The sequence below is a fragment of the Hamadaea sp. NPDC051192 genome, assembly GCF_040682475.1.
GTDB classification, from domain to species: domain Bacteria; phylum Actinomycetota; class Actinomycetes; order Mycobacteriales; family Micromonosporaceae; genus Hamadaea; species Hamadaea flava.
In genome coordinates, this window is the sequence record NZ_JBFBAZ010000004.1 from 37,721 (window position 1) to 53,236 (window position 15,516).

Consider the following 15,516-nt stretch of genomic DNA (forward strand, 5'->3'; position numbering starts at 1 on the left):
CGGGCGTACGCCGGCAAGGGCGCCCAGCCCTTCTGGCTTACTGGTTGAGGTACGCCAGAACCGCCAGCACGCGGCGGTGGTCGTCGGCCGACGGGGGCAGGCCGAGCTTGGCGAAGAGGGCGTTGATGTGGTTGCTGACCGACTTCTCGGTGATCGTCAGGTCGGCGGCGATCGCGGCGTTCGACCGGCCCTCGGCCATCAGCCGCAGCACGTCCCGTTCCCGGGGAGTCAGCACGGCCAGGCTGCTGCGTTGCTGGAGCAGTTGGGAGACCACCTCGGGATCCATCACCGTCGCGCCGGTGGCCACCTGGCGCAGCGCGTCGATGAACTGCTGTACGTCGCCGATCCGGTCTTTCAGCAGGTAACCCACGCCACCCGCACGGTCGGAGAGCAGCTCCCTCGCGTACAGCTGCTCCACGTACTGCGACAGGATCAGCACCGGGAGGCCGGGGACCTCGGCCCGGGCGGCGATGACCGAGCGCAGGCCCTCGTCGGTGAAGCTCGGCGGGAGGCGTACGTCGATGACCGAGACGTCGGGACGGTGCTCCACCAGCGCCCCGGTCAGCTGGGAGCCGTCGTCGAGCGCGGCCACCACCTCGAAGCCGTAGGCGGTCAGCATCCGGGTCAGGCCGTCGCGCAGCAGGGGCTGGTCCTCGGCGATCAAGGCGCGCACGGCAGCTCCATCTCCAGCGTGGTGGGGCCGCCCGTGGGGCTGCTGATCCGCAGGGAGCCGTCGAACGCCGACAGCCTTCGCTGGATCCCGCGCAGTCCGGTGCCTCGCCCGGCGTGGGCGCCGCCCCGGCCGTTGTCGTGCACGGCCAGACTCAGAAAGTGTCCATGATCGGCGACGGCGACCTGGATTCGGGTCGCGCCGCTGTGACGGATCGCGTTGACCATGGACTCGGCGAGGACGAAGTACGCCGCCGACTCCACGGGGGCGGTCAGCCGCCGGTCGAGCCGCAGGTCGAGCTCCACCGGGATGCTGCTGGACAGAGCCAGCGCCTGCGCCGCGCCGACCAAGCCACGGTCGGCCAGCATCGGCGGGTGGATCCCGCGTACCAGGTCGCGCAGTTCGGTCAGGGCAGAGCCGGCGCTCGCGCTCGCCTCGGCCATCAGCGCCCTCGCCGTGGCCGGGTCGGCGTCGAGCACGTCCTGCGCCATGCCGATGTTCATGCGTACCGCCACGAGGCGCATCTGCGCGCCGTCGTGCAGATCCCGTTCGATCCGGCGCAGCTCCGCGGCGGAGGCGTCGACGGCCGCCGCCCTGGTCGCGGTGAGCCGGTCCACGCGAGCCGACAGCTGTGCCGCGGACGTGGGGCGGAGCAGCGTGGCCGCCAGCCGGGCCTGACCGCTGAGCAGATGCCGGGGCAGGCGGTACGCGAGAAAGGCCAGCCCGGCGCCGACCGGCACCAGCAGCCAGCCCAGCAGGGTCGACCGGCCGGTGAACTCGAGTACCGCCGGGTCGAACCCGGTCCGAGCCGGCAACAGTGCCCGCAGCAGCGGTGCGGTCAGGCATTCCACGGCCGCGAGCCACAGCCCGAGACCTGCCGCGAGGCCGGCGATGCCGAGCCCGAACTGCGACACCAGCCAGGCCAGGTCACGCCAGGTCGACGTGTCGCTGACCAGGGCGCGGGCTCTGGGGAGCAGGCCTTCGGGATAGTCCGGATAGGGCCGCTCCACCGGCCTGCCGAGCAGCGCGGCGGCCCGATCCCGCTGGACGTTCGCCAGCCGGCGCAGCAGTGACCCGGCGACGCCGAACACCACGACGCCCAGGCCCGCGACGAGACTCGTCGGCACCGACAGCAGAATCATGGCCAGCAGGAACGGCGCCGGCAGCCCGATGACCGCGCCGACGAGCAGCTGCCCTGACTCGCGAGCACCGCGGGCGAACCTCCACCCCATGGTCACGTCCCTCCCCTGCGTCCGAATGCCCGGCCGACTGCCGACCACAAGATCGAATCTAGGGAATCGGGCCGGCGGAGTCGACGGAGCAGGCCCCCACTGCGTCCAGGTGCCTGCACCCAGCCGACTTCAGGTGCGTTCGCCGTGGTCCCCGACCTGGTCGACGAGCGAGCCTGTTCGTCATGAGAACGACGTGGAGATGGATTCTAGTGACGCTGCTCGCCCTGGGCGCCGGAGGCCCGTACGCGACGTCGGCGGCAGCTGCGCCGGCGGGGGACGTGGACGCCACCGTGGTCTCCTTCGAGGGCGATGACGGCGTGGTGCTGCACGGGACCGTGGTGGCGCCGGCGGCTTCGGCGGTGCGACGGCCCGCGATGGTGATGCTCCAGGGCGCGGGCAATCGGGGACAGCAGGCGCTGCGCGCCGACGCTGAGGCGTTCGCGCGGCAGGGCGTCGTGGTGCTGCTCTACGACAAGCGCACGGACGGCTACTCCCTGCTGCAACGGGACTACTCGGTGCTAGCCGGGGACGCGCTCGCCGGGCTTCGGTTGTTGGGCGCGCGGCCCGACGTGGATCCGGCCCGGCTGGGGTTGTGGGCCGCTTCGGAGGGCGCCTTCGTCGCGCCGCTCGCCGCCAACCGGTCGGCCGACGTGAAGTTCGTGATCACCGTCGGCGCTGTCGGCGTCGCGCCCGCCGTCCAGACCCGTTGGCAGTGGGGCGAGTACCTCCGCCACCGCGGGGTGTCGGGCTCGCTGGCGTACGCCATGCGGGAGCCCTCGTTTCAGACGATCATCGCCGCAGGATTGTTCCCCGAGGCCGGCTTCGATCCTGCGCCCGCGTGGCGCGGCGTACGCCAGCCCGTGCTCGCCGAGTGGGGCGAACTCGACTTCGACGCCATGCCGGAGCTGAGCAGCCAGACGATCCAGCGGGCGCTGAGCAGCGGCGGCAACACCCACGTCACGGTCCGCAGGGTGCCGGGGGTGCGGCACACATTGCACCTGACTGCCAACGGCGGCTTCGATCACCTCGACGCCCTTCCGGCCGACTACGGCCGGTACGAAGCGGCCTGGATCGACCGGATGCCGGAGACGACGACCGGCGCGGACCAGGAGCCCGACGTTCCCACCGTCGCGCCGCTGCCCTGGTATGGGACGACGTGGCTCCAGGCCGCCGGATTCGCGCTGCTCTTGGTGGGCTTCGCCGGCTACCCGCTGACCGCCGTCGTGCGGCGCGTCCGAGGCCGGCGTGGTGCCCCTCCGGTGCGCCGGCCCGCCCGCTGGCTGGCCGCTGCCGGCCTGGCCACCGCGCTCGCCGCGCCTGCGTACCTCTTCTTCATGATGGCCACTGCCGCGAACGTCATCGGACCGGTGATCCTCGGCCGTACGCTGCCGTGGCTGGTCCTGCAACTGCTCGCCGTCGGCGCCGTCGCGGCGACGGCGACGACCCTGGTCTCGTGGCGGCGACGGCGAACCGAGGTGGCCATCGCGGAGCGTGTCCGGCTCGGCCTGCTCGTCACCGCCGGCCTGACGTTCGTCCCGATGGCCGTCTACTGGGGACTGCTGCTGCCCTGACGCAGTGTCCATCCATTCTGGACGCCATCGACGGTTGACCGGTTCTTCGCGGGTTCTTCACAACCTCCCGCCTAGTCTGCCACGATGATCTTGCAACCTTTGATGTGGAGACGTCTGGCCGCACTGGCCTCGACGATCCCGTTAGGACTCGGCGTGGTCGCGGTGGCGGCGGATTCCACCGCAGGCGCCCTGCTTCCGGCCGCCGTGCTGGAGTCCGCGGGGGCCGGGACCGGCACGGTGACCCTGGTGACCGGGGACCGAGTGGAGCTTCTCGGCCCCGGCCGGCAGCCCCGGATCACCCCGGCCGCCGGGCGCAAGTCCATGCCCTTCCAGGTACGCGCGAAGGCCGGCCATCTCCAGGTGATCCCCGGCGACGCCGCCGGACTGATCGCCGCCGGCCGGCTGGACGAGCGGCTGTTCGACGTGACGACGTTGCTGGCGTCCGGGTACGACGACTCCCGTCGCGCCGAAGTGCCGGTCATCGTGCAGTCCAAGGATGAGCAGCCGGTGTCGGCCTTCGGCGCGCAGGGCCGGGTGCTGCGCAGCATCGGCGCGACGGCGGTGTCCGTGCCGAAGCGCGGAGCGACCGCCTGGTGGAAGACCACGGCGACCGCGCCGGGCGTACGGAAGGTCTGGCTCAACGGCTTGCGGCGGGTGAGCCTGGACCGCAGCGCGGCGCAGATCAACGCACCGGTCGCGTGGGGACAGGGTTTGACCGGAGCCGGGGTGACCGTGGCGGTCGTCGACAGCGGCATCGACGCGAGCCACCCGGACCTCGCGGGAAAGGTGGTGGCCTCGGCGAACTTCACCGCCGACCCGGCTGGTGACGGCCGCGGCCACGGTACGCACGTCGCCTCGACCATCGCCGGTACCGGCGCCGCGTCCAACGGCCGCTATCGGGGTATCGCGCCCGACGCGCGTCTGCTCGACGCGAAGGTGTGCGACGCCGAAGGCATGTGCGCCGAGGACGCCATCCTGGCCGGGATGGAGTGGGCGGTGGTGACCCAGCACGCCCGCGTCGTGAACATGAGCCTCGGCGGCGTCGACACTCCGGACGTCGATCCGCTGGAGCAGGCCGTGAACTCGCTGTCGGCGCAGTACGGCACGCTGTTCGTGGTCGCCGCCGGCAACTCCGGTCCGAGCGACGGCACCGTCGAGTCGCCCGGCAGCGCCGAGGCGGCGTTGACCGTCGGAGCGGTCGACCGCTCCGACGCCGTCGCCGAGTTCTCCAGTCGTGGCCCCGTCCGCGGCACCGGTGGGCTCAAGCCGGACCTGGCGGCTCCCGGGGTGGACATCGTCGCCGCGCTCGCCGCCGGCACGGAGCCCGGGGAGGTCGTGGACGACCGTTACGTGCGGCTGTCCGGCACCTCGATGGCGACGCCCCACGTCGCCGGGGCGGCGGCCATTCTGCTGCAGGCCCATCCGCAGTGGACCGGCGGCCAACTGAAGTCGACCCTGATGGGTTCGGCTCACCTGACGCCGGACGCCCAGGTCGCCGATCAGGGAGCGGGCCGGGTCGACGTGGCGGCAGCGCTGAAGCTGCCCGTCACGGCTGCCCCGGCGAGCGTCGGCTTCGGCGTCGCCCGCTGGCCGCACACCGACGATCCGCTGCTGTCGACGACGATCACCTACACCAACACGGGCGATGGGGCGATCACCCTTGCCCTGGACTTGCGAGTGACCGGCGCGGACGGCGTACCGGCGCCGGCGGGTTCGTTCACGGTCGGCTCCGACCACATCGTGGTCCCCGCCCACGGGTCCACCTCGGTGACGGTCACCGCCGACACGAAGTCGGACGTGCTGCCGGTCGGCCGGTACGCGGGCCGGCTGCTCGCCTCGGCCGACGGCGTACAGGTCAGCACGCCGGTCGGGGTGGAGAAGGAAAGCGAGCACTACGACCTGAAGATCCGGCACATCGGCCGGGACGGCGCGGTGCCCGGCTCCTACGTCACCTTCGTCGACCGGATCGGTGACTGCGGCGCCGATCCGGCGTGTGGAGCGATCGCCTTCGGCGCAGAGGGAGCGTCGGCCGGCGTGTCGGTTCTCCGGTTGCCGCCGGGGCGCTACACGGTGGCCGAGTTCAGCACCACCGCCGGCACGGCCGACACCAACCTGTTGATGCGCCCCGTCCTCGACCTGACCCGGGACGTCTCGTTGACGGTGGACGCCCGCCGGGCCAAAGCCGTGGAGCTGACCGCACCGCGAGCGTCGGCCCGGTTGATGCAGTGGGACCTGCACGCGGCACGCGACATGGGGCGTCCCGGCGCGGTGTTCGACTATTCGGTGTACGGCGACACGTCCACGCCCCTCTACACCGCCGATCTCGGCGGCCCGCCCGCCTCCGGTGACCTGCTCGCCTTCGTGCAGGGCCGGCTGGCCGAACCCGGACCGGCCGGCGACTTCACCGGCAGCCCGTACGAGTACCAGCTGGCGTACACGAAGCTGGATCGGTTGTTCACGGGGTTGCGGCTGCGGCCCGCCCAGCGCCAGTTCGCCGCGGTCCAAGCCCAGTACGCCGCCGTGACCAGCGCCCCTCGCGACGTGAAGACCGACCACGGCGCCCGGCCCACCGTCGGGCGGGCGGACCTGCTCCAATTCGGTCCCGTCTTCGCGACGAACCGTCTGATCGCCACCGCGCCCTTCACCCGCACCGAGTACTACCTGGCCGACGGGGTGGCGTGGAACACGATGATGATGCAGGGCAGCCGGGAGACCGGCGCGACCGACTACATGCTGTACGACGAGCAGTGGCATCGCTACGAACCGGGCCGGACGTATCGGCAGGCGTGGGCTTCGGGCGTCTTCGGGCCGCATTTCGCCCCGCCGCAGATGAGGCCCAACGGGCTGACGACCGGCGTGATGCGGCGAGGCGATCAGTTCGGCGCCTCGGTGTCGATGTTCGCCGACTCCGACCCGGACCACGCGGCCGAAGTCAAGATGCAGGCCAGCCGGGCGCGCGTCCGGCTGTACCGCGACGGCGCCCTGCTGGAGGACTGGCGGCCCTTCGCCTATCTGAGTCTCGCGCTGCCGCCGCAGGAGTCGGCCTATCGGCTGGAGGCCACCATGACGCCGCTCGTCTCGGAGATCTCCACCAGCGTCACGACGGCCTGGACGTTCCGGTCGGCGCACGTGGACGGCGACCAGGCCGTCGCACTGCCGCTGCTCGGCGTGCGCTATCGGCCCGACCTCGACGCGTACAACCGTGCGGCCGCGGGCGCGTACACCGTTCCGGTCGAGGTGTTCCGGCAGCCGGGGGCGGGAACGCCCGACATCACCCAGATCACCGTGGAGTACTCCGTCGACGACGGTGGCACCTGGCGGTCCGCGCCGCTCACCCGCGACGGCAGCCGATGGCTGGCCGCCGTGGACAACCCGGCGGGCGGGGCGGTCTCGCTGCGGATCACCGCCGCCGACGCCGACGGCAACCGGATCGAGCAGACCACCACGCGCGCGTACCTGGTCCGCTGAGTTCGTCGGCCCGCCACGCCACCACCGTGGCGGGCCGACCAGACTCAGGCCGACAGGCGGAGCGTGAGGATCTGGAACGGACGCAGGGCCACGGCCGCCTCGCGGTCACCGACGGCCACCTCCGCGACATGCCGTTCGAGGAGATCCACAATGGTCGCCGCCCGCATCGGAAAGCCCGCCGTCAGCCGGGTCTCGGCCCGATCACCGCGAGCCTCGTAGAGCCGGACGATCACGTCTCCACTGCGGTCGTCGGCCAGTTTGACCGCCTCCACGATCACGCCCGGGTGCGAGGACGTCACCAGCGACGGGTACGCCGACTCCGCGCCCGTCACGCGGAGCGGCAGGTTCAACCGGTAACCCTCGACGGTGGCGTCTGCGACGCCCGCCCCCGGCATCAGCGCGTACGCGAAGCGGTGCACGTCCTGATCGGCCTGCGGATCCGGGCTGTGCGGCGCGCGTACCAGTGTGAGCCGGACTGTGGTGGCTCCGGGGCCGCGCGTGACGTCGTGGCCGTACGTGGCGTCGTTGAGGACCGCGACGCCGTAGGACGGCTCGCCCACATGGAGCCAGCGGTGGGCCCAGATCTCGAACCGGGCGTCGTCCCAGCTCGTGTTGGTGTGGATCGGGCGCCGCAGGTGTCCGAACTGGATCTCGGCGGTGGCCTGATCGGTGTGTACGCCGAGCGGGAACGCGGCCTTGAGCACCTTCTCCGACTCGCGCCAGTCGACGACGGTCTCGACGTCGAACCGCGCGGATCCGGCGGTGAGCCGGTAGGTCTGGGTGATCGTGGACGCGCCGAAGACGCGGACGACCTCGACCGCGGCGAGCAGCGGCCCGTCGGCGACGACGGTGACCGACTGCGCCGCCGTCAGGTCGGTGACCGTGTTGCGGTAGTGCGGGTCGATGTCCCAGGCATCCCAGTTGTTGGGGTGGTCGGGGTGCAGCTGAAGCAGGTTGCCGCGCTGCCCGGCGGCGATGGCGTCGCGCCCGGACCGGGCGTCCACAGCAGACGTGATCAGCCCGTCGCCGTCGATCACCACTCGCAGCAGGCCGTTGTCCACAGTAGTCCGACCGTCGGCGGAGGCCACCGTGACCGGCGGTCCTGAGTACGCGCCGAGCGCGCCGATCCCGAGGGCGGGGGCGCTCGCCCAGGCGGCGTGCCGGCCGTCGGGCAACGCCTGCCCGTCCGCGAAGGCGCCGACGACCACTTCGTCCCGGGCGTGCGGAGCGGCGTTCAAGACTGCGTTCGACGCTGACGGAGCGGATCCCCGCAACGCCGTGGCCGCCTCGGCGATCAGCTCCTCCAGCTCGGCCTGGATGTGCTCGTACGCCTCCCGCGCCTCCCGGTTGACCCACGCGATCGAGCTGCCCGGCAGGATGTCGTGGAACTGGAGGGTGAGCACCTGCTGCCAGACGCGCTCCAGCCGCTCGTACGGATACGGTGCGCCCCGGTGGAGTGCCGCGGTGGCCGCCCACAACTCCGCCTCGCGCAGCAGATGTTCGCTGCGCCGGTTGCCCGCCTTCGTCTTCGCCTGCGTCGTGTAGGTGGCGCGGTGCAGTTCGAGATACAGCTCGCCGACCCAGACGGGGGCGTCGGCGTACTCGGCTTGGGCGGCGGCGAAGAACTCCGCCGGGGACCGGATCGTCACGGCCGGGCTGCCGTCGAGGTCCCGCAGGCGGCGAGCGCGTTCGAGCATGTCGCGGTTGGGACCGCCGCCGCCGTCGCCGTAGCCGAACGGCACCAGCGACATCGTCGCCGGTCCGGCGTCGGCGAACTGCGTCTGCGCCCGGTTCAGCTCCGCCGCCGTCAGCTCGGCGTTGTACGTGTCGACCGGCGGCATGTGGGTGAACACGCGGGTGCCGTCGATGCCCTCCCACCAGAACGTCGAGTGTGGAATGCGGTTCACCGCGTTCCAGGACAGCTTCTGTGTCAGGAACCAGTCGTTGCCCGCCAGCCGGGCCAGTTGCGGCAGCGCCGGGCTGTAGCCGAACGAGTCCGGCAGCCACACCTCACGGGTCTCGACGCCGAACGCCTCGAGGAAGAACCGCTTGCCGTGGATCAGCTGCCGCGCCAGGGCCTCGCCGCCGGGCAGGTTGGTGTCGGACTCCACCCACATCCCGCCGACCGGCACGAAGGTCCCGTCGGCGACCGCCTTGGCGATCCGCTGCCACAGCTGCGGCCTGCGCTCGCGGATCCAGGCGTACTGCTGCGCCTGCGAAGCGGCGAAGACCAACTCGGGATACTCGGTCGCCAGTTGGGTCACCGTGGCGAAGGTGCGGGTGGCCTTGCGGACCGTCTCCCGCAGCGGCCACAGCCACGCGGTGTCGATGTGGGCATGGCCGACCGCGCTGATCAGGTGCGCGGACGCGTGGGCGGGCCGCGCCAGCACCGGCGCCAGCACCTCGCGGGCGGCCTGCGCGGTCGCGTTCACGGCGTGCAGGTCGAGGGCGTCCAGGGCGCGGCCGATCGCGTACCAGATCTCGGCTCGCCGCTGGCCCGGCGGCAGCTGGTCGCCGAGCTGGCTCAGCACGTCCAGGTCGTGGATCAGGTGCCAGACCGCCTCGTCGCGCACCGCGAGGTCCGCGCCTTCGAACCGGTACAGCGGCTCGGTCCCGGCCGTCGCCCGGTCGCCGAGCGGGCTCGGCGGCCAGGCCCGGAAACCCGGCATCGGCATCGGGTTCGCCGCCGCTTCCACGAAGAGCTCGATCGGCTCGGTCCCGGCCGCGACGGCGGCGACGGGCACGTGGTGGTTGCGCGGCGAGATGCCTTTCACTGGTACGCCGAGAGCGTCGAACGCCAGGCCTTCGGCCTGGAATCCGGGCCAGGCGTCGGTGAACCCGAGATCGACCAGCACGTCGACGTGGCGACCGGCCCAGTCGGCGGGCACCGCACCGGTCAGGTGCAGCCACATCGTCGACCATGGTGGGCCCCAGGGCGTACCGGGGTCGAAGGGTTCGTAGTCGGCGGCGAAGGCGTGGTCGACGGTCACCGGCTCGCCCGGCACGTGCCACGCGGTGACGGCCAGCGGCCGCCGCAGTGGATAGAGCGCCGGACGGATCCGTTGGGCCAGAACACGTTCGAGCCGGGCGGCGGTGTGACGTTCGCGGTCGTGCACGGCTGCTCCTCGCGAGGGCGGGCGGGTAGGCGACTCGCCGTCATCCTGCGATTAACACGTTAATGTGTCAAGATCTGAAGCTGGGCCACCGGCCGGGCGGCCGTCCGGATCTCGGCCGCGAGCACGATCCGCTGTGGATCGGCGTACGCGTCACCCGTGTCGACGCGCTTCAGCAGCAGCTCGGCGGCCCGCTCCCCCATCACCCGCGACGGCAGCGCGGCGGCGACCGAGGTCAGCGGCAGGATGTCGTAGGGACCGGCGTCGTCCAGGCTGGCGAGCTCGACGCGCGGTTGCCCGGTCAGGCTCAGCAGATCCCCGGCTACCGCAGCCACCACGTACGCGTTGGCGCACAACAGGGCCGTGGGCGGTTCGGCGGCGTCGAACAGCCGAGCGAGCGCGGCTCGGCGGACCGTCTCCGGCGCTGGGAAGTAGCTCGACAACGTGGTCAGTTCCGGGAGGATCGGCAACCCGTGCTCGCGCAACGCCTGCTGATGACCGGTGAGCCGATCCCGGACGCTGGTGCTGCGGGTCTCGCTCCACAGTGTGCCGATGCGGCGGTGGCCACGGCCGATCAACTCGGCGGTCAGCCGATGGCCGAGACCGAAGTCGTCGGTGACCACGGCGTCGGTGGCCAGATCCGTGCGGTACCGGTCGACGAGCACCAGCGGGATGCCGCTGCGGCGTACCTCCTCCAGCAGGTCGGTGTTGGCCTCACCGTCGACGGGATAGAGGACGACACCGGCCGCCCCGGTCTCGATCGCCTGGCGCAGTGCGCGGGCTTCGCGGGCGGCGGTCCCGTCGGAGTCGGCCAGGAACATCCGGAACCCGCGCTCGGACAGCACCGACTCGACGCCCTGCACGATGCCGGAGACGTGCGGGCCGGGCAGCCCGTGCACGATGCAGGCGACTCCTTGCGATACCTCCCGCTGGGGAGCCTCTCGTTGGAGGGCTTCTGTTCGGGGGGCTTCTCGCTGAGGTGCGACATAGGTTCCCTTGCCGCGCCGGCGGAGCAGGACGCCGTCGGTGACCAGGTCGGTGAGGGCGCGTACGGCGGTGGTGGTGCTGACCCCGTAGCGCTCGCACACCTCGCGCTGGGTGATGAACGGCTGGTCGAGGCGGTAGTCGCCCCGGGCGACGGCTGCCAGCAGATCCTGCTTGATCTGTTGGTACAGCAGCGGTTCCGGCTGCTCGCTCAGGGCGGGCCTCCTCAGCTCGCGGGGCTTCGGCAGGACACGGTAACACCGCGTCGAGTCAAGATTGACACGTTAACGCGGTGAAGTTACCGTCGGGCGGCAGATCCGAAGGGGTGGGAGCACGCCGATGACCCTCGCGTCAGCCGAAGTCCACCCGCTGTGGACAGATCCGCCGCGCAGTTCCGGAACCGGGCCCGGCCACACCCCGACGCTGACCGCGTACCCGGCGGACACGACGGACGGTCCGGCGATGATCGTCATCCCCGGCGGCCGATACGCCCACATCTCCGAGCGCGAAGGCGACCCTGTCGCTCGGTGGCTCGCCGGAATCGGCGTGCACGCCTTCGTCCTGCGCTATCGCGTCGACCCGTACCGGTATCCGATTCCGCTGCTGGACGCCGCTCGGGCGGTCCGGTTCGTTCGCCATCACGCCCGGCGGTTCCACCTCGATCCGGCGCGGGTCGGCGTACTCGGCTTCTCGGCCGGCGGACATCTGGCCGGACTCCTCGCCACCGGCGCGGCCCCGCCGCCGACGGTCGGCGACGACGTCGACCGCGCCAGTCCCCATCCGGCCCTGGCCGTCCTCGGGTACCCGATCACCAGCCTGACCGACCACCCGCATCTGCCGGCGAACGGCCATCTTCTCGGCCCGCACCCGGATTCCGCTCTGCTGGACGAGTTGTCGCTGCCCTATCGCGTCGGACCGCCCATGTTCCTGTGGCACACGTCCGACGACACTTCCGTGGACGTACGCCACAGCCTGCTGCTCGCGCGATCGCTCGCCGAGCACCATCGAGATTTCGAATTGCACGTCTATCCGCAGGGCGCCCATGGCCTGGGACTCGCCGAGGGCCAGCCGGCCGCGGCGTGGACCACGGCGTGCGCGGCGTACCTGCGTCGGCAAGGTTGGTGAGGTTTGGCATGTGGTACGACAAGCGCGTTCTCGTTCTCGCTGGGCGAGGCCGGTATGAGGACCCCTGGCACGACCATGCGGCGACCTCGTACGCCGTAGCCGTCGAGCTGGAGTCGCTCGGCGTCGAGGTCCGGATCCGCAGCACCTTCGCGGCGGCGTTCGCCTTGTTGGACGAGGTCGACCTCCTGGTGGTGAACTGCGGCCGGGGCCGGACCGATCCCGCCTTCGACGGCACCGACGAGCAGTGGCGGCAAGCCCATGCCGACGTCGACCGGTACGCCCGCAGCGGCCGGGCGATTCTCGGCCTGCACCAGGCGGCGAACACCTTCCCCGACAACCCGGGCTGGCGTTCCATCCTGGGTGGACGGTGGATCCCGGGACACTCGATGCACCCGCCCCAGAGCGTCGCGACGTTCACCCCGGCGGGGGTTCCGCTGGAGGGTGTTGATTCGGCTGGGGCCGTTCATCCGGTGGTCGACGGGCTCGGCCCGGTGGTGGCCGACGACGAGCAGTACTGCGAGCTGGACGTCGCCGAGACGTCGCAGATCCTGCTGACGACCCACCACGACGGCGTCGACCAGCCGGTCGCGTGGCTCAGTAGCGGCGCACGGGCGATCTACGACGGACTCGGCCACGGCGTCGAGTCGTACGCCTCGGATTCGCGCCGGCGGCTGCTGCACCGAGAGGCGATGTGGCTGCTGGGCGCCCCGGACAGCGAGGTACGCGCGGCCTGACAGCCGAAGGCGTCAGGGTGCGATGAGGCCGCCGTCGAGGCCGCGTACGCCGGCTGCCCAGGCGTCGTGGCCGCTCAGCCCGGCGGGGAACCGGGCGGCGGCCTGCTCGTCCAGGTCGATGCCCCAGCCGGGTTGCTCGTTCGGCTTCAGCCAGCCGTCGACGATGCGCAGGGTTCCCGGAAACACCTCGTGCACGGCGTCGGAGTAGACGTGGCCTTCCTGGATGCCGAACGCGGCCGAGGTGACGTCCAGTGCCACGTTCGCCGCCGCTCCGACGGGCGAGGTGTCGCCAGGCGCGTGCCACGCGGTCCGCACGCCGACGAGTTCGGCCGCCGCCGCGAGCTTGCGGGCCGGGCTCAGGCCGCCGATCGCCGACACGTGGCACCGGATCAGGTCCACTCCCCCACCGAGCACCAGCCGGGTGGCATCGCTCAGTGACGTGGCCAGCTCGCCGACCGCGATCGGCACGGGTGACGCCGCCCGCACGCCGGGGAGCGCGTCCCAGTGCTCCGGCGGCAGGACGTCTTCGAGGAAGAACAGCCGGTACGGTTCGAGGGACCGAGCCAGCACGACCGCTTGCTTCGGGGTGAGCCGCGAGTGCACGTCGTGCAGCAGCTCGACGTCGTCGCCTAGCCGTTCCCGGGCGGCGGCGAACAGCTGCGGAGTGGCACGCAGGTAGTGCCCGACGTTCCAGCCGCGGGCGTACGGGGCGCCGGGCAGCGTGTCACGGTCGAGCGGCGGCGCTCCGTAGGCGCCCGTCCCGGGTTGCGAGACCTGGAGCCGGAGGTGCCGCCAGCCTGCGGCCAGGAAGCGTTCGGCGTCGTCGAGCGCGCTGTCGATGTCGCGGCCGGCGGCGTGGATGTAGGTGTCGGCGGCGGCGCGTACCTTGCCGCCGAGGAGTTCGTGCACGGGACGGCCCGCCCGTTTGCCGGCGATGTCCCAGAGCGCCTGGTCCAGTCCGGAGATCGCGTTGTTGCCGACCGGCCCGTCCCGCCAGTACGCGGAGAACCGTGCGAGCCGCGTCAGATCCTCGATGTCGCCCGGGTAGCGGCCGACGACCAGCCGGGCGAGGTGCTCCTCCACGAAGGCGACGACCGATCGCCAGCGCTGGGTGAACGTGGCGCAGCCGAGCCCGAACAGCCCGTCGTCGGAGGTGTCGACGCGGACCACCACGAGCGGGATGCCCTCCGGAGCGGTGACGATCGCCCGCACCCCGGTGATGCGTACGCCGTCGGGCGCCGGCCAGGGCTGGGCGAAGGCTGGATCAGGGGGCACGGTCACGGTCGGCTCCTGCTCGGGGACTCGTCGGGTACGCCGGCACCGCCCTGGCCGAGGCGAGGACGGTGCCGGCGGTGGCAGTTCAGCAGCTTATGCCGCCATACGGAACGGACCAGGTGTCCTCGTACGCGACGCCGTCGACGCGGGCGAACGCCTTGACGGTGACGGTTCCGGCGGCCAGGGACGTTCCGGTCGAGGTGAAGGTCGGCGCGAACGTCGCACCCGCGGCGAGGCCGGTGACCTTGCGTTCGCCGATCGACGTGGTGAGGCGTACGTCGGTCGGCGCGGTGGAGCCGTTGGTCGCCGACACGATGATCGTGGCGAGTCCCGCCGAGGTGCAGCCGGTGGTCGCGACGGCGTCCACGTCGAGGGCGTACGCGGGCGGCGCGAGGGTCGCCTTGGCGTACGCGACGGTGGCGTTGAGCCGGTCACCCGCTTCGTAGAACAGGTACAGCGTGCCGTTGTCGGTGACCAGTTCGGGCGAGGCCACCCGGCCGACGTCGTCGCCGACGCCGCTGGCCTGGTACAGCACGACCGGGGCGCCGACCGTCGTCAGGGTCGGGTCGATCGTGCGGGCGAAGATCTTCTTCGACGAGGCGTGGTACACGATGTAGAGCTGCCCGTCGAACTCCCACAGGTTCGCCGCCGACACGTTCCCGGCGTCCAGCGATCCGGGAGTGACGATCGGCGTCGGCCGGACCGTCCACGTACGCCCGTCTACCGACTCGGCGACCCGGATGCGGCGGCTGTTGGCCGTGGTGTTCTCCATGTAGAACATCCCGTAGTGGTACGCCGACGCCGGATCGGGGTGCCGGAAGACGCGCGCGTAGGACGTCTCGGTGGTCGTCGTGCCGCCCATGGCGTTGTCGACGGCGGTCCCGCCGTAGCTGAAGGTGATGCCGTCGGTGGACGTCGCGTACCGGGTCTGGTCGTTGCCGCCGTGGTAGTAGAGGAACAGCTCGCCCGCTTCCTGGTTCCAGATCGCGTCCGGGCTCGACACGTGGTTGACGCTGTAATACGGCGACCAGACGTTGGCGATCAGCGGGTTGGCGGCGTACTCGGTCCACGGGCCGTCGAGGGAGTCGGCGTACATGAGCGAGATGCCGCCAGGGCTCTCGTGCGGCGCGTAGTACAGGTACCACTCGGCCAGCGGGGCGACGAAGTACTCCGAGGCGTGCAGGATGCTGGGGAAGATGAACTCGCCGGTCGGGTTGTACGACAACTCTTCGGCGACGGTCACCTCACCGGCGTACGCGAGGGTGGGCAGTGTGGTGTCGGCTGCCGCGGGGCGGGCGGTGAGGCCGCTGACGGCGATCAGTGCCGTCGCGGCGACCAAAGCCG

General features: G+C 71.7%; 10 protein-coding genes. 4 read left to right on the top strand and 6 right to left on the bottom strand.

Annotated features, from left to right (window positions below; all coding sequences use genetic code 11):
- Window positions 1-37: 37 nt before the first annotated feature.
- Together AB0M47_RS03130 and AB0M47_RS03135 are read right to left on the bottom strand one after the other, a co-directional pair.
- Complete coding sequence (locus AB0M47_RS03130; RefSeq protein WP_363407485.1) at window positions 38-673, bottom strand: response regulator transcription factor; 636 nt, start codon at window positions 671-673, stop codon at window positions 38-40.
- Window positions 661-1,902 carry a sensor domain-containing protein gene (locus AB0M47_RS03135; protein ID WP_363407488.1) on the bottom strand — a complete coding sequence of 414 codons (1,242 nt, stop codon included), beginning with the start codon at window positions 1,900-1,902 and terminating at the stop codon, window positions 661-663. Before AB0M47_RS03135 ends, AB0M47_RS03130 begins: the two co-directional genes overlap by 13 nt.
- Window positions 1,903-2,111: 209 nt before the next feature.
- On the opposite strand from AB0M47_RS03135, the gene AB0M47_RS03140 reads away from it, so the two are divergent.
- Window positions 2,112-3,473: a hypothetical protein gene (locus tag AB0M47_RS03140; protein ID WP_363407491.1), complete on the top strand. Its 1,362-nt coding sequence runs from the start codon at window positions 2,112-2,114 to the stop codon at window positions 3,471-3,473.
- A gap of 84 nt (window positions 3,474-3,557) precedes the next feature.
- Window positions 3,558-6,941, top strand: a complete 3,384-nt coding sequence (locus AB0M47_RS03145; RefSeq protein ID WP_363407494.1) for a S8 family serine peptidase — start codon at window positions 3,558-3,560, stop codon at window positions 6,939-6,941.
- Between the two features lie 44 nt (window positions 6,942-6,985).
- Here the strand turns inward: AB0M47_RS03145 and AB0M47_RS03150 are convergent, their stop codons facing one another.
- A complete protein-coding gene (locus AB0M47_RS03150; protein ID WP_363407496.1) occupies window positions 6,986-10,057 on the bottom strand; it encodes a glycoside hydrolase family 38 C-terminal domain-containing protein in 3,072 nt (1,023 codons plus the stop codon).
- 59 nt (window positions 10,058-10,116) lie between these two features.
- Window positions 10,117-11,286 (bottom strand): GntR family transcriptional regulator, encoded by a 1,170-nt coding sequence (locus AB0M47_RS03155; protein ID WP_363407710.1) that lies wholly within the window; start codon window positions 11,284-11,286, stop codon window positions 10,117-10,119.
- 91 nt (window positions 11,287-11,377) lie between these two features.
- Between AB0M47_RS03155 and AB0M47_RS03160 the strand changes: the two genes are divergently transcribed.
- Window positions 11,378-12,163: an alpha/beta hydrolase gene (locus tag AB0M47_RS03160; RefSeq protein ID WP_363407499.1), complete on the top strand. Its 786-nt coding sequence runs from the start codon at window positions 11,378-11,380 to the stop codon at window positions 12,161-12,163.
- 8 nt (window positions 12,164-12,171) lie between these two features.
- A complete protein-coding gene (locus tag AB0M47_RS03165) occupies window positions 12,172-12,897 on the top strand; it encodes a ThuA domain-containing protein (RefSeq protein WP_363407502.1) in 726 nt (241 codons plus the stop codon).
- Between the two features lie 12 nt (window positions 12,898-12,909).
- Here the strand turns inward: AB0M47_RS03165 and AB0M47_RS03170 are convergent, their stop codons facing one another.
- Both AB0M47_RS03170 and AB0M47_RS03175 read right to left on the bottom strand, forming a co-directional pair.
- On the bottom strand, window positions 12,910-14,178 hold the full coding sequence (locus AB0M47_RS03170) for an enolase C-terminal domain-like protein (protein ID WP_363407505.1): 1,269 nt from the start codon (window positions 14,176-14,178) through the stop codon (window positions 12,910-12,912).
- A 79-nt stretch (window positions 14,179-14,257) separates the two neighbouring features.
- Complete coding sequence (locus AB0M47_RS03175) at window positions 14,258-15,511, bottom strand: hypothetical protein (protein WP_363407508.1); 1,254 nt, start codon at window positions 15,509-15,511, stop codon at window positions 14,258-14,260.
- Window positions 15,512-15,516 lie beyond the last annotated feature (5 nt).